Genomic DNA, 19,857 nt, shown 5'->3' with positions numbered 1-19,857 from the left:
TTGCGTTTGGACCAGCGACACAAGGGCAAAAGAAAAGGCCCTATCCATCGCTGGCGGGCCTTTGAAGTTCGTGTGTTATTGGCTCACGACACCTCTCACGACCCGCCTCTGGCGGTCGTGGTAGTCGTGGTCAAGGCAATTCGTGGCTGATTCATGAAGCTGACAGTAGCTGCACGGCACCGGATTGGCAAATGAGCGCATGAAGGTGAAGACTGATTCATGATCGTTAAGGTTCGCTTTTGGCCGATAGCCGTCCGCTACGAAGCGCAGCTATCGGCCCTGGATCGAAAACGCGGTCAGCACAACGACTTCTGGTAATAGAGCCGGGTATGTCCTGGTGGATAGTCTGCCAGGCGTCCGAATTCGGAGTAACCCAGTTTTCGATAAAAACCGGGAGCCTGAAAACTGAAGGTCTCCAGCCAGATACCAATGCAGTGTTTTTTCTGCGCGACTTCTTCAGCCATGCGCATTAGCCGTTCTCCGATACCCTGACCGCGCATTGACTCGGGAACGCTGACAAGGTCGATGAGCAACCATCGATAAGAGATCTTGCCGTACAGCCCACCAATAACTTCGTTACTGTCAGCGTCTCGTAGCAACAGAGCAAAAGTTTCATAGGCGTCGTCGCCACCGTTGGCCAGGTTATGGGCCAGCAATGGGGTCAAAATGCCTAGTCGCTCTTCTTCAGTCGCATTTTCCGAAAGCTGGATTTCTACAGACATGGTGCTCTCCCTGAGCAGTGAGTAACGGGGTCAACAAGGTATGATTCTTAAGCCCTGCGCGTAGAGCAATACTCCACAATGAGTTGAGTGACCGCTGCCACAATCGCCTGATCCGCTTCAGGAGCGCTGAACAACCGAAACTGCGCATCCGGCAAATCCGGCAATCCTTGTTCCGCACCAAGAACCGCCAGTCCTTGCCCCAACTGGCTGACTGGCATGGGCGCTACCGCGAAGCCAGCAAGCGCCGCGGCTCGCAATCCGGCCGTGCTGCTGCACAACATCGCCGTTCGTTGGGCGATCCCCGCCCGAGCCAGTTGTGTCAGGGCCTCCTCGCGATAAGGGCACGGCTCGGGGAACAGGGCCAGCGGCAACGGGATCGGTAACTGGGTGACGGGCTGCACCGACCAGGCCCACACCAGCGGTTCTTGCCATAGCAGCAGCCCCGTGTCGCTGGTTTCGCACAGCGAGCCGATGACCAGCTCCAGATGCCCTTGCTTCATCAAGGCCAGCAACGTGCCCGGAATGCCCACCTGCACGTCGATCTCCATCCCCGGGTACTGCGCCGCGAAATCCTGAAAAGTGCGCATTAATCGCGACTCGACAAAATCTTCGGATACCCCGATCCGCAGTCGCCCGTGAAACGGCGTGCGCGTCAGTTCTGCCCAGGCATCACGGTTCAGCGCGAGGATGGTGCGTGCATAAGCCACCAGGCGTTCGCCATCGGGCGTCAGTTGTTGGGAACGGGTGGTACGCCTCAACAGGGGTTTACCAATCTGTTCTTCCAGTCGCCGCACGTGCCCACTGACCGCGGACTGGGTCAGGTGCAGCTTCTCGGCTGCACGGCTGAAGCCTTCTTCATCGACGACCGTGACAAATGTCTTGAGTAGCAGAGCATCGAACATAGTTTGATATGTGATTAATGGCTTGTTTATTTACGATTTATATTCCATATAAAACTATGTTGCAATGTTTGCCGTCACCCATCACACATCACCCGAGGCGTGCCATGACTACTCTTCTGCATATCGAATGTTCCCCGCGCAAACAGCGCTCGGCCTCCCTTGAGGTCGCCCGCGGCTTCATTGCGCGCTATCAGGAAAACACCCCGGACACCGAAATCATCACCCTCGACCTTTGGAACATGGCGTTGCCGGAGTTCAATGATCTGGCCATGGAGGCCAAATACGCCGGACTCAATGGCACGCCCTTGACCCCGGCACAACAAGACGCCTGGAACACCTTGAAAGATCTGGCCGCGCACCTGCACAGCGCGGATGTGCTGGTGATGTCCGTGCCACTGTGGAATTTCAGCATCCCGTACAAACTCAAGCACTTCATCGACCTGGTGTCGCAGAAAGACATCCTGTTCAGCTTCGATCCGGAGCGCGGTCTGGAAGGCATGCTGCACAACAAAACCGCCGTCGTGATGTATGCCCGCGGCCTGGATTTTTCGGCGCAGTCGATCACCTCGGCAGAGCGCTTCGACTTCCAGAAGCCCTATGTGGAAGCCTGGTTGAAATTTATCGGCGTGACGGATGTGCACTCGGTGATTGTTGAGAAAACCATCCTGGGGGAAGAGGTTGACCTCAGCGCGCGTGAGGTTGCGGCTCAACAGGCCAAGAGATTGGCGGATAGTCTTGGTCGCTGACGCTTCCACTGCACCGTAGGTTATTCAGCGCCCCAACGGGATATTCAAACCCAGCTTCACGTTGCTCATCGAAACAAGGGTTTTGAATCGTTTGACATTATTGTTCTCAAAGAACAGCTCGCGGGTCAGGTCGGTGTACTGCTGCATGCTCCTGACCGCAACAGCGCCAGCAGGCCTGGTTGCGAATGCACAAGCCTTGCTAGCTCCTGGCACGGGTAAAAAACTCTGCGCTGTTTAGATCGATTATTTCTTTCGGTTCTTTATATAGCGCTGGGTCGAATATCCATAACCGATAAAACCACGTCTTCGCTTTGATTCTGTATGCGATGAATTCCATAGGGGCGCTACAGCAGACAACGGCGTCCCCGCCACGGCACTAAAGCGGTTTCAACATCAATTTCTGCTGCTCGGCCATCATCTTGTCGTCCCTTCGCCAGTCCTTAGAATCCGCCCCCATCAGCTTCGTCCAACTATCGAATCGCTTAGGGAGTTACACCATGATGAACGCCATGCAGATGCCAATGCCGATGATGAACGCCAACATGCCGATGATGGGTATGCCGATGATGATGGCGACCATGAGCTGCGAAATGATGGACGACGGCATGATGTGCAAAATGATGCCGGCCGCTGGCATGGACATGGCGATGTTCAAGAACAGCGCTGAAATGATGCAGATGATGATGAACTGCGGCATGCCGATGATGATGCACTGCGGCAACATGAGCATGATGTGCATGTCTCAGGCAGGCATGGCCATGCCGATGATGAACATGATGATGGCTATGCCTACGATGGGCATGCCCATGATGGGTATGCCGATGCCGTCGATGAAGTGCGTGATGGAATGCACCATGATGGCCGACGGCATGATGTGCAAAATCATGCCGATGGCCGGCATGAACATGGACATGATGAAAAGCTGCTGCGCCCTGATGATGAAAATGATGAACGATTGCAGCATGCCGATGATGATGAGCTGCAACGGCATGCCAATGATGTGCTGCACCTGCTGATCCCTGGCAGCAGACATTTAAAAGCCCCCGCGACCTGATGGTTGCGGGGGCTTTTTCATTCCAGCCCCGCGTCGAGCCCAAATCCCTGTGGGAGCGGGCTTCAGGGGGATTAGTCCAGGCGTTCCGGGTAGGTCACCACCAGATAAGCCACGGCCTCACTGTCGGCGGGGTTGCGATAGCGGTGGGGCTGGTCGGCGTAGAACAGGATCGAGTCGCCGGTGGATAGCAGGTAGCGTTCATCGTTGACGCTGATTTCCAGTACGCCCTGCGACACCACCAGGTTCTCCTGCACACCCGGGCCATGGCCCTCGGAGTGGTCTTCGCCCAACGGGCTCAAACGCAGTTCGTAGAATTCCGATTGGCGTGCCACGTCGAACGGAAACAGCGCGCGGCTGACGAAGGTGCCACTGGCGCTGACCAGGCGTTTGCTCTGGCTCGCCGACAGCACGGCCACACCTTCGAAAGCCCGGTGCTCGAGAAACGCCGCCACCGAAACCTTCAAGCCTTTGGCAATTTTGCACAGCACTTTGATCGACGGCACGCTGCGTCCGGATTCGATCTGCGCCAGCATCGCCCGACTCACGCCGCATTGCCGGGCCAGAGCGTCGAGGGACAGATGACGCTTGCCCCGCAGCCGTTGCAGGTTCTGCGCGACCCGCTCGCAGATCGGCTCTTCTTCCAGTTGTTCGAGGTTATTCAAGTCCGTCACGGGTTCGTCCGCGCTCACCAGAAAACGCGAGGGTTGCTGCGCGTTCACGCGTGACGGGTCTCGGTCGATTGGGCGGCCTGGACCCACTGAAAAGCCTGCAGGCCGGCGTTGCGTGCGTACATTTCCCACATGGCCCGTGCCCGTTGTTGAGCCTGTTTGCGTTTGCGGTAGCTGGCGAAGTCGATGAGGTTGTCAGTCGGATTCATGGGGCACTTCACTGTGGTGATGAATGACGGGATGAGCTGAGAGTACGCGGATATTTTTATAACCATAAATACTGATTTTGTATTTATTAATACTCTTTGGTTCTTATGAGTGGCCGCGTCAAAGCCCCCGACTACTCCTGATCAACTCATAGGCCCGACGCACCAGCGGGTTCACGGTGTTGGGCCGAATCCACAAGTGGTAGGTCACGTCCGGCAACCGTGGCAGGCCATCGTTTTCGCCGAGCACGCGCATGTCCGGGCCGAGCATTTCCATGCTTCTGGGCGTGACGCCCAGCCCGGCACGCGTTGCGGCTTTGATGCCGATCAGGTTCGACGCCAGGTACGCCTGGCGCCATGGAATGTTGGCGCGTTCCAGCGCCTCCAGGGCGTAGCGACGATAGATACTCGGTTCATCCACCAGAATCAGCGGCAAGGGTTCTTCCGGTGTATGAATGTACTGTGCCGAGCAGATCCACCACACCGGCGAGGTGCGCAAGGCGAAGCCTTCGAGCGTCGGGTCTTCACGGGTGGAGATCACCATGTCGACCTTGCCTCGGTGCAGGTCGTCCATCAGAAACGGGCTGCGGCCGACATCGATCTCCAGGCGCAAGCGCGGGGCCGAGCGGGCGATGTGGCTGAGGATCGGCGGCAGGATGGTGTCGGCGATGTCGTGGGGCGAGCCGATCCGCAGCACGCCGCTCAAGTTGCTTTCGCGCAGGGAATTCAGCGCATCGTCGTTGAGCGAGAGCATCTGCCGCGCATGACGCAACAGCTGTAAACCGGCTTCAGTCAGTTGCTTCTGACGCCCGCGCTTCTCGAACAGATTCACCCCCACTTGTTGTTCCAGGCGTTGCATGTGCTGGGTGACCGACGATTGTGTGCGGGCCAGTTGCGCGCCGGCCTCGGCAAAACTGTGGTGATCGACCACGGCAATGAAGGTGCGCAGTAATTCGAGATCGAGGGTAGGTGAGGTCGACATGGCCATTCCCGGGGCTGTTTTTATATCAAGGCTGCAAACATAAACATTACATTTGTTTATGTGTTTTTGGCGAAATTTTAGTGTTTTGGTCGAGAGTGTCAGTAAATACGGGAGTCGTAAGGGTTGTTACTTGGAGAAAACACAGCAAGTTATAACGATATTAGATATTTGAATTTCCGTTACTTCAGGACTGTACCTAGGATGCCGCCTCATCAGGTCGGGGAACGCCGATCATCCATGAGGGGAAATCCATGTTGCTTGAGCGCTCACCTGTAAAACGATGGTTGCCTGTGATGCTGGGCGCCTTGATCTCATTGGCTACCAGTGCCGGGGCTCAGGCTGATGCCACGCTGGACAAGATCCAGCAACGGCATGTGCTGACGGTGGGGGTCGTACTGTCCGGCGGCCCCTTCGGCAGTATCGATCCGGGTACTCAGAAACCACGGGGCTTGAATGTCGACCTCGCTCAGGAACTCGGTCGGCAGTTGGGCGCCGAGGTGCAACTGGTGCCGGTATTGCCCGCCAACCGCGTGCAGTTTTTGCAGCAGGGCAAAGTGGATTTGCTGATCGCCAACATGGAGTGGACCGCCGAACGCGGTGAGATCCTCGGTTTTGTGCCGACGCCGTTCTACCGTGTCGGCGGTACCGCGGCGCTGCTCAAGGACAGCAAGATCAGCCGTTGGGAAGACCTCAAGGGCCAGCCCGTCTGCACCTCCCAGGGCAGTAGCTACATCAAGCCGCTCACCGAGCTGGGCGTGGAGATCAAGGCGTTCAAGAGCTCGTCGGAATCCTTGCTCGCGCTACGTGGCAACAACTGCGTCGCGGCGGTGCATGACGCCACGCTGATCAACCCGTTGATCGCCGACAACGCCGAATGGCAGGGCTATCGCGCGCTGAGTCCGGAACTCAACCCGGCCCCTTCGGTGATCTGGACCCGACCTGGCGAACGCGATACCCAGGCCCGACTCGACCCCATCGTCAAGGAACTGCATCGCAGCGGCTGGCTGATCGACGCCCAGACCCGCAACCGCATCACGCCCGCGTCACCGGCCTTGGTGGAGTTGCAGAAACAGTTCCAGGCCAACGGCGCGTGAGCGGTTCACTTCATCGTTTCACTAGACCGTCGGCTGGCTCGGCGGTCGTTCAAGGAATCACCGGATGGAACTGTTCGTCCACTGGGCCGCCGGGTTCGGCCTGAACTACAGCTTTCTGCTGGACGCTTATCAGCGCGGAACCCTGGAGCAGGGTGCGCTGACGACGGTGCTGCTGTGCCTGCTCACCATCGTCGGCAGCCTGCTGGCGGGTGTCGGCTTGGCGGCGATGTTGACCTCGGGCAAACCCTGGCTGGCAAAACCTGCGCGGGTGTTTGTCGAAGTCACCCGCAACACGCCAACGCTGGTGCAGCTGTATTGCGCGTTCCTGGTGCTGAACATGCTGCTGACCCAGGCCGTCGGCGCAGCCAACCCGCTGACGCCGTTCGCCTGGGTGGTGATCGTGATTTCGCTGCACAAAGGCGCGTTCCATGCCGAAGCCTTGCGCGCCGGCATCGAAGCCGTGCCGGCGGTGACAATGGAGGCGGCCAGTTCGCTGGCGTTCAGCAGCCGCCAGTTGTTGTGGAATGTGCAACTGCCACTGGCCTTGCGTTTTGCCTTGCCGTCGCTGATCAACAACCTGATCGACCTGGTGAAAATGACCGCCGTCGCCTCGGCCATTGCCGTCGGCGACATCACCTACGCGGCGATCATGATCTGGACCCAGAGCGATAACGTGTTGGAGCTGATGATTCTGATCCTGACGTTTTTTGGCCTGCTGAGTTTTACCGTCAATTGTGTGGGGCGCCTGCTCGAAGCGCGCCTGAGGATGCCCGGCTATGGCCATTGAATCGTCCGTCACCGCGCCGCTGGCCTGGCCGCGTCGGCATGTCGGCAAGTTGCTGCTGTTGGCGGGGGCCGTGTTCTGGCTGGTGTATTTCGCGCCGCACAGCCCGGTACTCAAGGCTTTGCTGCAATGGTCGCCGGCCTTGGTCGTCGGGTTTGGCCAGAACATTCTGATCAGTCTGGTGGCGATCGGGCTGGGCTCGCTGTTGGGGTTGTTGGTCGGTGCCCTGGCGTTGTCGCCGTTGTGGCTGCTGCGCTTGCCGGCGCGGATCTGGGTGCAGATTTTTCGCAACGCGCCGTGGCTGGTGCTGATCTATTTCACTACCTATGTGTTCCCGTTCGAGATCCACATCGGCAGCACTTATGTCCCGTTCCCGGACTGGGTCAAGGTCACGATTGGCCTGGCGTTGCCGGCGAGCGCCAACGTTGCGGAGATCTTCCGTGGCGCCGTCGCCTCGATCCCCAGTACCCAATGGGAAGCGGCGCGATCCCTGGCCTTCACTCGCGGGCAGATTTTTCGTTCGATCATCCTGCCGCAGTGCTTCAAGCGCATGTTGCCGCCGTGGATGAACCTCTACGCGGTGATCACCATGGGCACCGCACTGGCGTCTTTAGTGGGCGTGCATGATGTGATCGACACCGCGCAAATCGCCAGCAACACGGTGAACCTCACCGGCTTCACCGTGGTGATTTACCTGAGCCTGTTGGTGCTGTTCTTTGCTTATTGCTACCCGATTTCCCGACTCACCCAACGCCTGGAGCGACGTTATGCCTTCTACTGAAACCGTCGCCGAGCCTCTGGTCAGCCTGCGCGACCTGCACCTGTCATTTGGCAGCAACCCGGTGCTCAAGGGCATCGACCTCGACGTGCACCGTGGTCAGGCCGTGTCGATCATCGGCCCGTCCGGCTCCGGCAAGTCGACGATCCTGCGCTGCATCACCGGCCTGTTGCAGCCCCAGCACGGGAGCATCCGCGTCGGCGCCACCGAGGTTCACAGCCTGGCCCAGGAAAGCCAGCGTATCGAATTGCGCAAGCGTGTGGGGTTTGTGTTCCAGCAGTACAACCTGTTCCCGCATTTGTCGGTGCTGGAGAACCTGGTGATCGCCCCCCGCAAAGTGCTGGGGCGCAACCGCGCCGAGGCCGAGAAAGATGCCCGCGCCTTGCTGGCCAAGGTGCGCATGGAGCACAAGGCCGATGCTTATCCGGGGCAACTTTCCGGCGGTCAGCAACAGCGGGTGGCGATCGCCCGTGCGTTGGCCATGCGCCCGGAACTGATTCTGTTCGATGAGGTGACTTCTGCCCTCGACCCGGAAACCGTTGGCGAGGTGCTGACGGTGATTCGCGAGCTGACTGAAGAGGGCATGACCTGCGTGCTGGTGACCCACGAAATGCGCTTCGCCGAAGAGATCAGCGACATCGTCTACTTCACCGAAAACGGCGTGATCGTTGAACACGGCAGTGCTGAGCAGATTTTCCAGCACCCCACCAGCGAGCGGACCCAGGAGTTCCTGCGTCACGCCTTGGGCGATCCGGGACGCCGTCCCCGTGTCGCCAACGATCCGTATCTGTTGAGCAACCTGAGCCGCTACAGCCTGTCCGTCTAATACCGAGGAGTCTGTTCATGAGTACCGATAACCGTGCCGTCGTCATCGAGGATTTCCTCAAGAAAATCCGCGTCATCCATCAGCGTGGCGTTGACCGCGCCGCGTTGACGGAGATCGTCGCCTTGCTCGAAACCCTGGCCGAGCGCCGTGATCTGTTTAATTTCGACGCGTTCCCGGCGCCCGTGCCGGGGCAGGGCAGCACCGCGTTCCGCTACCGCCTCAACGACGATGGCGACACGCCGACGCTGTACCTCAACTCATTGCTGCCGGGTAAAAGTACGATCCCGCACAACCACGAAACCTGGGCGATCATCAGCGCCATCGAAGGCCAGGAAATCAACTACGTCTACGCCCGTGATGACGAGGGCCGCGAGCCTGGGTTCACCACGTTGCACCTGGAAAAGGAAGTGATCGTGCAACCCGGCACGTCGATCTCGTTTCTCGGTGAGGACCTGCATGGCATCCGTGTCGAAGGCGAGCAGCCGACCCTGCATTTTCACCTGTACGGCTTGCCGCTGGAGTCGCTCAACGGCCGTTACGGGGTCGAGGCCGACGGGCGCATCCTCAATTACAACGCCTCGCAAATGGCGCCGTCGATCAAGGCCTACGCATGAATCGGACCGTAACCCCAGGGCAACTGCAGCAATGGCTGTTCGACGGGCAGGAAATTGCCCTGTTTGATGTGCGTGAGCACGGCCAATATGGCGAAGCCCACCTGTTTCACGGGGTGAACCTGCCCTACAGTCGCCTGGAGCTGGAGGTCCGACGCCTGGCGCCGAATCCTCAGGTGCGGCTGGTGATTTATGACCAGAACGGCGGGGACGTCGCGGCGCGTTCTGCTCGGCGTTTGCAGGCGCTGGGGTACAGCCGCGTGCATATTCTCGACGGCGGTGCCGATGCCTGGCAGGCGGCAGGCCTGCAACTGTTCGCGGGTGTGCATGTGCCGTCCAAAGCCTTTGGCGAATTGGTGGAAGAGACCAGTGATACGCCGCATGTCACCGCCAGGCAGCTGGCTGAATGGCAAGCCCGGGGCGAGCCGCTGGTGGTGCTGGACGGTCGGCCGTTCGACGAATACCGCAAGATGACCATCCCCGGTTCTGTCTGCTGCCCGAATGGCGAACTGGGCTATCGCGTACAGGATCTGGTGCCGGATGACAGCACGCCGATCGTGGTCAATTGCGCCGGTCGAACCCGCAGCATTATTGGCGCCCAGACCCTGATCAATCTGGGGTTGAAGAACCCGGTCTACGCCTTGGAAAACGGTACGCAGGGCTGGTACCTGGAAGATTTCCGGCTGGAACATGGCAGCACCCGCCGCTACGCCGATGAGGTGTCATCCAAGACCTTGCCGCAACAACGCCTCGCCGCGGCACAACTGGCCGCACGGGCCGGGGTAAAAACGGTTGCGGCGGCGCAGGTCGAGCAGTGGGCCGGGGAGGCCGCACGCAGTTTGTTTTTGTGCGATGTGCGCACCGCCGAGGAGTTTGTCGCCGGCAGTTTGCCCGGTGCGCAACACACGCCGGGCGGGCAGTTGATTCAGTCTACCGATCTGTATATCGGCTTACGTCAGGCGCGGTTGGTGCTGTTCGACAGCGATGGCATACGGGCGCCGATCGTTGCCAGTTGGCTTCGGCAGTTGGGGCATGAAGCTTATGTGCTGGAAGGTGGGGTGAGTAGCGGTCTGGCATTGCCCGCGCTTGAGGTATCCGTTCACGAAACATTGCCCGTGATCACTGCGCAGGCCCTGGCCGATGCGTTGAAGGACAGCGCGGTGGCATTGATTGACCTGCGCCCGAGCATGACCTTCCGCAAAGGCCATATCGCCGGCTCGCGCTGGTCGATCCGTTCGTTGCTGGCAAGTGAAGTGGCCGGTGAACAGCGACCTCTGGTGTTGCTGGCCGATGACCCGCAGCTGGCAGCGTTCGCGGCGCTGGAATTGTCCGATGTTCAGCGTGCGCAAACCCGGCTGTTGGACGGTGGCGTCGACGCCTGGCGTACCGCGGGGTTTGCCGTGCAAGAGGATGCCAACACGCCGCCCGATCAGCAGTGCATCGATTTTCTGTTCTTTACCCATGATCGCCACGCCGGTAACAAGGACGCGGCGCGTCAGTACCTGGCCTGGGAAATCGGCCTGTTGGCGCAAATGAGCGCAGACGAAATCGCCAGCCTGAAACCGCTGCGCGCGCCGTCTCAAGCGACTCGTGATGCGCGGGTGCGTACCCGTCTGGTGCAGGCGGCGCGTACCGAAAAGGGCAGTGGCAGTCGAGGTGTCAACGTGCCCGTGACTCGTTTGAGCACGGTGCTGTTCGACAACCTGGCGCAAATGCGCGATGCCCGTGCTCGTCGTGATCGCGAACGGGTGCTGAGCTATGGCGCCCGGGGCAATCCGACCGCTTTTGCCTTGGAAGACCTGGTGACGGAGCTGGAGGGCGGTTACCGCACCCGACTGTTCGGCACCGGACTGGCGGCGGTGGCGCAGACGTTCCTGGCCTACCTGCGGCCCGGCGATCATGTGCTGATCACCGACGCGGTGTATGCACCCGTGCGGCGTCTGGCCCGGGAGCTGCTTGGGCCGTTCGGCATCCAGGTCAGCTACTTCGCGCCTGACGGCAGCGGGCTGCAAGCGCAACTGCAAGCCAACACCAAAATGGTCTACACCGAAGTGCCCGGCTCGCTGCTGTATGAACTCTGCGACCTGCCGGCCATCGCCGCATTGTGCAAACCACGGGGCACCCTGTTGGCCGTCGATAACACCTGGGGCTCGGGCTACCTGTACCGGCCGCTGACCCTGGGCGCGGACATCTCGATCATAGCGTTGACCAAGTATCTGTGTGGCCACAGCGATGTGGTCATGGGCAGCGTCTGTACCCGGCAAGAGGTCTGGCAGCCGCTGGCGTCCATGAGCGACACCTTTGGCATCGCCGTCAGCCCTGACGACGCCTGGCTGGTGCTGCGCGGCGCCCGAACCCTGGCGCCACGCCTGGAGGTCCACGAACGCCAGGCCCTGGAAATCGCTCATTGGCTACAAGCGCAACCGCAGGTGAAACGGGTATTCCATCCGGCGCTGACCGATCATCCCCATCACGCACTGTGGCGGCGGGACTTCACGGGCAGTAACGGTTTACTGTCCTTCGAACTGCGCGATGCCGACGCTACGTACGTAGAGCGCTTCATCGATGCGTTGCAGGTGTTTGGTCTGGGCGCGTCCTGGGGCGGCTATGAAAGCCTGGTCACCGTCGCCGACACCCAGGATCGCAACAGTGCGGCAGATCGCGCATTGAACCCGGTACTGCGGTTGCACATTGGCCTGGAAGATGTCGACGCGTTGATTGAGGATTTGCAACGCGGGTTCGCCGCGATCGCGGACTAGGACTTGCGCAGCACAAGCAACAACAGCGCCGCGGCCGCCAGCACCGCCCCGGCGATGAAAGTGCTGGCGGAACCCGAGGTTTCCCATAGCGCGCCAGCCAGTACGCTGGCGATCAACAGGCACACGCCGCTGATCAGATTGAACAGGCCGAACGCCGTGCCCCTGAGATGTTCGGGCGCGGTGTCGGCGATCAGCGTCGCGAGAATGCCCTGGCTGAACCCCATATGCAGACCCCACAAGGCCACGCCCGCCATCATGGTCATGATTGAATCCGCTTGCGCCAGCAGCAGGTCCGCCAGGATCAGCAGCCCCATGCCGACACACAGCAACTTGGTGCGGCTGATCCGGTCGGACAGCCAGCCGGCAGGGTAGGCGGACACCGCATACAACAGCGACATGACCACCATCACCATCGGCACCCAAGTGGCCGTCAGACCTGTCTGCTGCGCTTTCAAGACCAGAAAGGCCTCGCTGAAACGGGCCAGCGTGAAGAGCCCGCCGACGATCACCACCCACCAGTAACCCCGGGAAAACTCCCGCAGTACCTTCCAGTGGATAGGCGAGCGAAAGGTGTGTTTCCCGGCGACATCGGTCGGTTCTTTGACGCCACCGACAATCAGCGCCACCGATATCACCGCCGGGATCACCGCAAACCACAACACCAGATGGATCTGCCCGAGCCAGAGCATCAGCACGATCGCCAGAACCGGACCCAGAATCGCCCCCACGGTGTCCATCGACTGGCGCAAGCCGAAGCAGGCACCACGAATTTCGGCCGGGGCGACATCGGCGACCAGCGCATCGCGCGGCGCGCCACGAATGCCTTTGCCGATGCGATCCAGAAACCGCGCGGTAAATACCACATCAACCGAGTGCGCGAGGGGAAACAGCGGCTTCGACAACGCCGCCAGACCGTAGCCCATCAACAGCAGGCCTTTGCGCCGGCCGATAAAGTCGCTGATGGCGCCGGAGAATATCTTGACCACCATCGCAGTCGCCTCGGCGATGCCTTCGATCACCCCGACGGTCAAGGCGCTGGCGCCCAAAGTGGTGACCAGAAACACCGGCAGCAGGCTATGCACCAGCTCGGAAGACAGGTCCATGAACAGGCTGACGAAACCCAGGGCCCAGACCGTGGAGGGGATACGCATCGAGGCTGGCGTGGGTTTTGCGAGGTTGTCCATGCTGGTTTCCGGGTTGAATACTCACCGATTATTGATAGCGCCAACCCCGGCCATCAAAGGTTCTGACTTAAAAAGATCAACGTATTGCCATGCGCCTCGGCCGCAGCCCGTTGGTTGTAGCTGTCACGGTGCGAGCAGTTGAAGCCATGTTCGGCCCCCGGATACACCTCGATATCGACGTCGTCGTTGAACTCGAAACGCTCGGCGATTTGCTTCACGGCGTCGATGGGGATGTGGCTGTCCTGTTCGCCGAAGTGCATCAGCAGCGGCACTTTGATTTCACCGGCCCGATCCAGTTGGTTCTGTATGCCGCCGCCGTAATAGGCGATCGCCACGTCGACGAAACCGTTGGCTGCGGTGTTGTACGACAGCATGCCGCCGAAGCAGAAACCGATGGAGGCGATCCTGCCGTCCAGCCCGGTATGTGTCTTCAGGGTATCGATGGCCAGTTTGATGTCAGCCTGGGCTTTATAGCGGTCGGTGGCGTTCATCAATTCGACGGCGCGTTTCCAGCCGGCTTCGTCGTAGCCCAGTTCGATACGGTGGCCGTGGCGCCAGAACAGATCCGGCGCTATGACCAGATAGCCATCGGCGGCGTATTGCTCGGCAACCGAGCGAATGTGTTCGTTGACCCCGAAGATTTCCTGAATCAGTACGATCCCCGGCCCTTTACGGGTGTGGGGGATGGCCAGGTAAGCGCCGAAGGTGCCTTCGGGGCTGCTGATTTCGATCCATTGGCTGGTTACGCTCATGATGGCTCCTTTACACAAGTTGGATGGGGTATCGAGACGCTGGCGTCTCAGCGGTGACTGCGCCGCCAGAAGAGTCGAGCCAACAACGCGTCCATGCTGAGTTTGCCGGCCCCCGAGAACAACAACGGCATGAGGGCTACGAGGTAGATCAACGGCAGTTTGAAGTTGCCGTGGCCCTTGTTGCTGATGGCATAACCCTGGGCAAGTTCACTCAATGTAGACCAATCGGCCGGCCAGTGGACGGCAGCGGTCGCGACGACTGTGACCACCACTAGAATAATCGCCGAGAGCCGTGTCCCGAGGCCTGCCAGTAAGGTAAGGGCGCAGATCAGCTCGGCCCACATCGCCAGTTCCCAGTTCAGCGTGGCGGGAACGTGGTTGAAGGGAAACGGGAAGCGGTCCTGGATATCGGCGAACCAGTTCTGGCCGTTCCATTTTTCCAGGCCTGACTCGAAAAACTCCCAGGCCAGAAACAGCCGCAGGGTGAGGGGCGCGATCCAGTTGCCGACGCGGTCGAGGTTCAGGTGCAGGCCCTGGACGGCTGATGAGAGAGAGGTGGTCATGGTTTTGGTCTCCGGGCATTCATTGCGAGTGTCTACCGGTAGTCAGCGGACGCCAGAAGTGTTGCAATCAGCTGTATTGGCGATATGTCTGAAACGCCGCCGGGTGCAAGTTGGTGTATCCCGGACCGTGACAAATACATTCCCATACAAAACTGTGATTCAGCGCCGCCCAGCGGCGTCTAGCGACAGTGTCCCCGCAATCCCATGGGGCGAGACTTCGGAACCCGGCATGCAAGCGCTGTTGAACGAGATCCTTGACGCAGTCCGACCGTTGATCGGTCAGGGCAAAGTGGCTGACTACATTCCCGCCCTCGGCGAGGTACCGGGCAATCAATTGGGCATTGCCGTGTATGGCAATGATGGCGAGTTGTTTTGCGCGGGGGACGCCGACACGCCGTTCTCGGTGCAGAGTATTTCCAAGGTGTTCAGCCTGGTGCAGGCCATCGAACACTCCGGCGAAGCGATTTGGGAACGCCTGGGCCACGAGCCGTCCGGCCAGCCGTTCAACTCGCTGGTGCAGCTGGAATTCGAGCGCGGGCGCCCGCGCAATCCCTTCATCAATGCCGGTGCGCTGGTGATCTGCGACATCAATCAATCGCGCTTTGCCGCTCCAGCGCTGTCGATGCGCGATTTTGTCCGGCGCTTGTCCGGCAACCCGAACATCATGGTGGACGGCAAGGTCGCTGAGTCCGAATACCAGCACCGCGCGCGTAACGCGGCCATGGCGTATCTGATGCAGTCGTTCGGCAACTTCCATAACGATGTCGAAGCGGTGCTGCGCAGCTACTTCAGCCATTGCGCGTTGCGCATGAGTTGCGTGGACCTGGCCCGGGCGTTCTGCTTCCTGGCCAACGACGGTTTCTGCAAACACAGCGGCGCACAGATCCTCAGCGCCCGCCAGACCCAACAAGTCAACTCGATCATGGCCACCAGCGGGCTGTACGACGAAGCGGGCAACTTTGCCTATCGCGTCGGTCTGCCGGGCAAGAGCGGCGTGGGCGGGGGCATCGTCGCGGTGGTGCCGGGGCAATTCACGGTGTGCGTCTGGTCCCCGGAATTGAACGCTGCCGGCAACTCGCTCGCTGGCATGGCGGCGCTGGAGTTGTTGAGCCAGCGGATTGGCTGGTCGGTGTTCTGATGGCGCTCCTTGACTTGCACCGGGTGGTCGCTAACGTGAAGTAGATCTTTTGACTGCTCACCCGATCGGGTGGAGGCGCGGGTGATTCCATGATGAAGTTCGGTTCCGCGCTTCTCGTCTTCAATGAGGCGGACGCTCATTTGCGCGACGGGTTGTCTGCCGTGGTGCAGGTCGGCAATACCCTGTGGGTCGCCAATGATGAATCCTTGAGCCTTGAACGTTTCACCCAGCGCGAGCGCGCCAGCCCGGGCGAATTTCTGTTTGATCAGCAGAAGCGGTTCCCGTTGGCATCCCTGTTGACGCTGCCGGTCATGCCGGACGTTGGCAAAGAAGACGTTGAAGCCGACCTGGAAGGCATGAGTTACGACCGCGACACAGGGTATCTCTGGATCGTGGGCTCTCACAGCCTGAAACGGAAAAAGCCCGATAGCACCAAGTCCCTGAAGAAAAACGCCGAACGTCTGGCCATTGTCAGCCGTGATGGCAATCGTTTTCTCCTGGCCCGGATTCCGCTGGTCGAAGAAAACGGGACGTTCACTTTGGTGAAGAGCAGCACCAGCGATGATCGAGTCGCCGCTCAATTGGCCGGCAATCAACTGGGTAACGAATTGCTCGATGAACTCAAGGACGACGAACATGTTGGGGCATTCCTGCACATTCCCGGCAAGGACAACGGGTTCGATACCGAAGGCCTCGAGGTCAACGGCAAGCGTGTTTTTATCGGGTTGCGAGGACCTGTGCTGCGGGGATGGGCAATCATTCTGGAGGTCGAACCCGAAGACCATCCCAAGGTTGCTCACACACTGAGGCTGAAGAAAATCGGGCCGGGTGGGCGAAAGTATCGAAAGCATTTTTTCCAGCTGAATGGACTCGGCGTCAGGGACTTATGCCTCGATGGTGACGATATGTTGGTCCTGGCTGGACCGACGATGGACCTCGACGGGCCCGTCACTGTATTTCGATGGCGCGACGGCGCCAGGCCAGCAGATGAAGGTTTCGTTTTCAGCGAACAATTGACGTCGGTCCTAGAGGTTCCTTACGGGCAAGGAGAAGATAAAGGCTGCGATCATGCCGAAGGGATGACCTTTATAGGCACCGATGGCGTAGAAGAGCCCTTGTTGCTGGTGGTTTATGACGTGAATTCGGACAAGCGTAAACAAGGTAGCAATGGACTGGAGCAGGACGTATTTCGACTTGCGAAAAAGTAACCACCACCGCGTCCCGGTGAATGACGCTCCACGGATTTTCCTATACATTTTCCGACCGTCCCCTGCATGGTGAAACCGCTTCATGTCTCTTGCGCTCGAACGTCTAGTCGCTGGCACGCCGATCCCATTTGCCGGTAATCGTGTCACGGTCGTCAGCCCCGAACTGGCGGCGCGCTTTCAGCCCGGCGACCATTTGCTGGTGGAGCAGGTCAGCGGCGAGTTGTTGCTGATCCCTGTGGTGGATCAGCAAGCGGCGACGATCGCCATCGAGCGCGCCGAAGCGGCGTTTGCCGCAATGTCCAGCGTTTCGGATCACGCCATCAGCGAGTTCTTCGATCGCTTCGCGCAACGCCTGGAAACCCCGGAGTGCTGGGCCTTGATTGCGGCCGCCAACCTGGCCGACATCGAGCGGGCCAAGGCGCGCGGGCGTTCCACCACAAGATTGCTGGCCGATGAGCGTATGCGCCGCGACATGATTGCCGGCCTACGGGCCTGGCGCGATGCACCGGCCACCCGCGGCCAAGTCGTGAGCTGCGTCGAGCACGACGGCTGGAAAGTCGAGCAGGTGGTTTCGCCGCTGGGCATCGTCGCTTTTGTGTTCGAAGGCCGGCCGAATGTCTTCGCCGACGCCGCCGGTGTATTGCGTACCGGTAACACCGCGGTGCTGCGCATTGGCAGCGACGCGTTGGGCACCGCCCAGGCCATCGTCACCCATGCATTGAATCCGGCGCTGGCCGATGCCGGGTTGCCGAGCGGTGCAGTGTCGCTGGTCGAAAGCGTCAATCACGCCGCCGGCTGGGCAATGTTCGCCGACCGGCGCCTGTCGCTGGCCGTGGCCCGTGGTTCGGGGCGTGCGGTCAGCCAGTTGGGCAGCATCGCGCAACAGGCCGGCACCGCCGTCAGCCTGCACGGCACCGGTGGCGCCTGGCTGATCGCGAATAAAGATGCCGATGCCCAGCGCTTCGCCGCCGTGGTGCGCAATTCGCTGGACCGCAAAGTCTGCAACACCTTGAACGTTTGCCTGATCCACCGCGACCGAGCAGCCGAACTGGTGCCGCTGTTTCTCGATGCACTGCAACAGGCCGGCACCGCGCGGGGCCAGGGCTGCAAACTGCACATCGTCGAGGGCAGCGAGCAGCATTTGCCGAGCGATTGGCGCACCGCGAGCGTCGAGGTGTACCGCGCCGAAGGCTATCAGACCGAAGCACAGGCCGAACCGTTGCCCGAGGACCAATTGGGCCGCGAGTGGGAATGGGAAGAAACCCCGGAAGTCAGCCTGAAGATCGTCGACGATCTGGATCAGGCCATTGCCTTGTTCAACCGCTACAGCCCGCAATTCACCGTGTCGCTGATCAGTGAAGATGCCCAGGCGCAGGCGCGTTTCTACAACGCGGTCAACGCGCCTTTTGTCGGCAACGGGATCACCCGCTGGGTCGACGGACAGTACGCGCTGAACAAGCCGGAACTGGGGCTTTCGAACTGGGAGAGCGGGCGTCTGTTTGCACGCAGCGCGATTCTCTCGGGTGATGGCGTGTTCACGATCCGCAGCCGCATGACCCAGGTGGATCTGTCGGTCAAACGCTGACAGCGATAAGTTAAGCCACGCTCCCACAGGATTTTCGTCGCTCATCAGGAGCCCCCGGCCGCAGACAACGGCGCGCACTATACTTATTGTGTGTCCGTGCCTGCGCGGGGACGGGCAGCGCATCTGATTACGTGTGAGAGGATTGCGCCATGAAACTTCATGACTTCCAACATTACTCCCATGGTCTGGAAACGGTCGTTCACGACACGTGGATTACCACCCGGATAAAGTCGGCCCTGGCATTGGCCGATACCACCCTTGGCCTGAATGTCCATGTCAAAACCCATGCGGGCACGGTGGCATTGAGCGGTCGTGTGAATACCCATAGACAGTGTGAGCAGGCTGTTGCTCTGGCCCGTTCGGTTCCTGGTGTCGTCAACATCGATGCCAGCGAATTGCTCACTCATGTGTTCACCCCTGGCAGTTTTCCAGAAGCGCCCAACGCTGAAGACACACCTGAACGTCGGCCACAATCGTCAGCCAAGACGGACGACAAATAACCAGGGCGATCGTGTGAGTGTCACATTCCCGGCCGGGAAACGAGGACGGGCGCAGTAGCGCGCCTGTCCACTTTGCCAAGCCTGCTGTAGCTTGTGCGGTCGACACCTTGAGGTTCAGGCGGCTTCGACCGTTTTGCCATGCACGGCGCAAGTGCCGGGGTGTTCGGCCAGCGACACGAAGCTGTGACTGCCGGCATCCAGGGCATCGACCGAGCCGGTTTCGATGTCATAGACCCAGCCATGCAGGTTCAACAGGCCTTTTTCCAGGGCCAGGCGCACGCTCGGGTGGGTCTGGATATTCGCCAGTTGAGCGATGACGTTTTCCCGCACCATCGAACTGACCTTGTCCGCGTCGCTGGCATGAGGGCGGGATTCGTTGATCACCTTGGCCGACTCGGCGTGCTGCAACCAGCCGCTGACGGCGGGCAGGTGATCCATGCATTTGCACTGGGCAATGGCGGTCATGGCGCCACAGTCCGAATGCCCGCAGATCACGATATCCGTCACGCCCAATACCGCGACCGCATATTCCACCGTGGCCGACACGCCGCCCGGATGCGGGCTGTAAGAGGGCACGATATTGCCGGCATTACGTACCACGAACAGTTCGCCGGGCTCTTGCTGGGTCAGCAGTTCCGGTACCACGCGGCTGTCGGAACAGGTGATGAACAAGGTGCCGGGATGCTGGGTGGTGGCCAGGTGTTTGAACAGGTCGGTACGTTGCGCAAACGCTTCTTTCTGAAACTTCAATAAACCTTCGATGAGCGCTTTCATGGCGGATTTCCTTGCAATGAA

21 protein-coding genes and 1 pseudogene are annotated in these 19,857 nt (G+C 60.0%); 12 read left to right on the top strand and 10 right to left on the bottom strand.

The features are described 5' to 3' along the window. Positions 1-296 precede the first annotated feature (296 nt). Both AC1D2Q_RS00290 and AC1D2Q_RS00285 read right to left on the bottom strand, forming a co-directional pair. The gene (locus AC1D2Q_RS00290) at positions 297-722 is read right to left on the bottom strand and encodes a GNAT family N-acetyltransferase (RefSeq protein WP_477811822.1); all 426 of its coding nucleotides are present in this window, start codon (positions 720-722) and stop codon (positions 297-299) included. 47 nt (positions 723-769) lie between these two features. Continuing rightward, a complete protein-coding gene (locus AC1D2Q_RS00285) occupies positions 770-1,624 on the bottom strand; it encodes a LysR substrate-binding domain-containing protein (protein WP_477811821.1) in 855 nt (284 codons plus the stop codon). Between the two features lie 104 nt (positions 1,625-1,728). Here AC1D2Q_RS00285 and AC1D2Q_RS00280 point away from each other — a divergent pair, with 104 nt between their 5' ends. After that, complete coding sequence (locus AC1D2Q_RS00280) at positions 1,729-2,370, top strand: FMN-dependent NADH-azoreductase (protein ID WP_477811820.1); 642 nt, start codon at positions 1,729-1,731, stop codon at positions 2,368-2,370. Positions 2,371-2,394: 24 nt separating this feature from the next. Here the strand turns inward: AC1D2Q_RS00280 and AC1D2Q_RS00275 are convergent. Continuing rightward, positions 2,395-2,532 (bottom strand): annotated as a pseudogene (locus AC1D2Q_RS00275) (AsnC family transcriptional regulator); the annotation flags it as partial. 335 nt (positions 2,533-2,867) lie between these two features. Here AC1D2Q_RS00275 and AC1D2Q_RS00270 point away from each other — a divergent pair. After that, on the top strand, positions 2,868-3,386 hold the full coding sequence (locus AC1D2Q_RS00270; protein WP_477811819.1) for a hypothetical protein: 519 nt from the start codon (positions 2,868-2,870) through the stop codon (positions 3,384-3,386). 109 nt (positions 3,387-3,495) lie between these two features. On the opposite strand, the gene AC1D2Q_RS00265 is transcribed toward AC1D2Q_RS00270, so the two are convergent. The 3 genes from AC1D2Q_RS00265 to AC1D2Q_RS00255 form a co-directional block, all read right to left on the bottom strand. Next, positions 3,496-4,086 carry a helix-turn-helix domain-containing protein gene (locus AC1D2Q_RS00265; protein WP_477812191.1) on the bottom strand — a complete coding sequence of 197 codons (591 nt, stop codon included), beginning with the start codon at positions 4,084-4,086 and terminating at the stop codon, positions 3,496-3,498. 53 nt (positions 4,087-4,139) lie between these two features. Continuing rightward, complete coding sequence (locus tag AC1D2Q_RS00260) at positions 4,140-4,301, bottom strand: hypothetical protein (RefSeq protein ID WP_230172414.1); 162 nt, start codon at positions 4,299-4,301, stop codon at positions 4,140-4,142. 118 nt (positions 4,302-4,419) lie between these two features. Beyond that, positions 4,420-5,280 carry a LysR substrate-binding domain-containing protein gene (locus tag AC1D2Q_RS00255; protein WP_477811818.1) on the bottom strand — a complete coding sequence of 287 codons (861 nt, stop codon included), beginning with the start codon at positions 5,278-5,280 and terminating at the stop codon, positions 4,420-4,422. A 251-nt stretch (positions 5,281-5,531) separates the two neighbouring features. On the opposite strand from AC1D2Q_RS00255, the gene AC1D2Q_RS00250 reads away from it, so the two are divergent. The 6 genes from AC1D2Q_RS00250 (at position 5,532) to metC (ending at position 12,132) form a co-directional block, all read left to right on the top strand. Beyond that, positions 5,532-6,374 (top strand): transporter substrate-binding domain-containing protein, encoded by an 843-nt coding sequence (locus AC1D2Q_RS00250; RefSeq protein ID WP_204125658.1) that lies wholly within the window; start codon positions 5,532-5,534, stop codon positions 6,372-6,374. A gap of 64 nt (positions 6,375-6,438) precedes the next feature. Then, complete coding sequence (locus AC1D2Q_RS00245; RefSeq protein ID WP_477811817.1) at positions 6,439-7,161, top strand: amino acid ABC transporter permease; 723 nt, start codon at positions 6,439-6,441, stop codon at positions 7,159-7,161. After that, entirely contained in the window at positions 7,151-7,939 is a 789-nt protein-coding gene (locus tag AC1D2Q_RS00240; protein ID WP_477811816.1) for an amino acid ABC transporter permease, read from the top strand. The genes AC1D2Q_RS00245 and AC1D2Q_RS00240 overlap by 11 nt, the downstream gene beginning before the upstream one ends. Continuing rightward, a complete protein-coding gene (locus AC1D2Q_RS00235; protein ID WP_477811815.1) occupies positions 7,926-8,762 on the top strand; it encodes an amino acid ABC transporter ATP-binding protein in 837 nt (278 codons plus the stop codon). Before AC1D2Q_RS00240 ends, AC1D2Q_RS00235 begins: the two co-directional genes overlap by 14 nt. A gap of 17 nt (positions 8,763-8,779) precedes the next feature. Further along, positions 8,780-9,376 carry a cysteine dioxygenase family protein gene (locus tag AC1D2Q_RS00230; RefSeq protein WP_477811814.1) on the top strand — a complete coding sequence of 199 codons (597 nt, stop codon included), beginning with the start codon at positions 8,780-8,782 and terminating at the stop codon, positions 9,374-9,376. Then, the gene (gene metC, locus AC1D2Q_RS00225; RefSeq protein WP_477811813.1) at positions 9,373-12,132 is read left to right on the top strand and encodes a cystathionine beta-lyase; all 2,760 of its coding nucleotides are present in this window, start codon (positions 9,373-9,375) and stop codon (positions 12,130-12,132) included. The genes AC1D2Q_RS00230 and metC overlap by 4 nt, the downstream gene beginning before the upstream one ends. Here metC and AC1D2Q_RS00220 read toward each other — a convergent pair. From AC1D2Q_RS00220 to AC1D2Q_RS00210, 3 genes are read right to left on the bottom strand one after another with little or no spacing between them, the layout of a single operon-like run. After that, positions 12,129-13,316 (bottom strand): MFS transporter, encoded by a 1,188-nt coding sequence (locus tag AC1D2Q_RS00220; RefSeq protein ID WP_477811812.1) that lies wholly within the window; start codon positions 13,314-13,316, stop codon positions 12,129-12,131. The two genes, metC and AC1D2Q_RS00220, sit on opposite strands and share 4 nt — an antisense overlap. Positions 13,317-13,369: 53 nt before the next feature. After that, positions 13,370-14,068 (bottom strand): dienelactone hydrolase family protein, encoded by a 699-nt coding sequence (locus tag AC1D2Q_RS00215; RefSeq protein WP_477811811.1) that lies wholly within the window; start codon positions 14,066-14,068, stop codon positions 13,370-13,372. 47 nt (positions 14,069-14,115) lie between these two features. Continuing rightward, entirely contained in the window at positions 14,116-14,631 is a 516-nt protein-coding gene (locus AC1D2Q_RS00210; RefSeq protein WP_477811810.1) for an HvfX family Cu-binding RiPP maturation protein, read from the bottom strand. Positions 14,632-14,860: 229 nt separating this feature from the next. Here AC1D2Q_RS00210 and glsB point away from each other — a divergent pair, with 229 nt between their 5' ends. The 4 genes from glsB to AC1D2Q_RS00190 all read left to right on the top strand — a co-directional run bounded on the left by glsB (position 14,861) and on the right by AC1D2Q_RS00190 (position 19,062). Next, on the top strand, positions 14,861-15,769 hold the full coding sequence (gene glsB / locus AC1D2Q_RS00205; RefSeq protein ID WP_018929762.1) for a glutaminase B: 909 nt from the start codon (positions 14,861-14,863) through the stop codon (positions 15,767-15,769). A gap of 89 nt (positions 15,770-15,858) precedes the next feature. After that, positions 15,859-16,977 (top strand): DUF3616 domain-containing protein, encoded by a 1,119-nt coding sequence (locus AC1D2Q_RS00200; protein WP_477811809.1) that lies wholly within the window; start codon positions 15,859-15,861, stop codon positions 16,975-16,977. A gap of 82 nt (positions 16,978-17,059) precedes the next feature. Further along, entirely contained in the window at positions 17,060-18,562 is a 1,503-nt protein-coding gene (locus AC1D2Q_RS00195) for an aldehyde dehydrogenase family protein (protein ID WP_477811808.1), read from the top strand. Positions 18,563-18,711: 149 nt separating this feature from the next. Beyond that, the gene (locus AC1D2Q_RS00190; protein ID WP_477811807.1) at positions 18,712-19,062 is read left to right on the top strand and encodes a BON domain-containing protein; all 351 of its coding nucleotides are present in this window, start codon (positions 18,712-18,714) and stop codon (positions 19,060-19,062) included. A 114-nt stretch (positions 19,063-19,176) separates the two neighbouring features. Here AC1D2Q_RS00190 and AC1D2Q_RS00185 read toward each other — a convergent pair whose 3' ends face one another. After that, a complete protein-coding gene (locus AC1D2Q_RS00185; protein ID WP_477811806.1) occupies positions 19,177-19,836 on the bottom strand; it encodes a carbonic anhydrase in 660 nt (219 codons plus the stop codon). Positions 19,837-19,857 lie beyond the last annotated feature (21 nt).

Source organism: Pseudomonas sp. P1_A1 (assembly GCF_056406935.1).
This window is presented reverse-complemented; position numbering and strand designations above follow the sequence as displayed.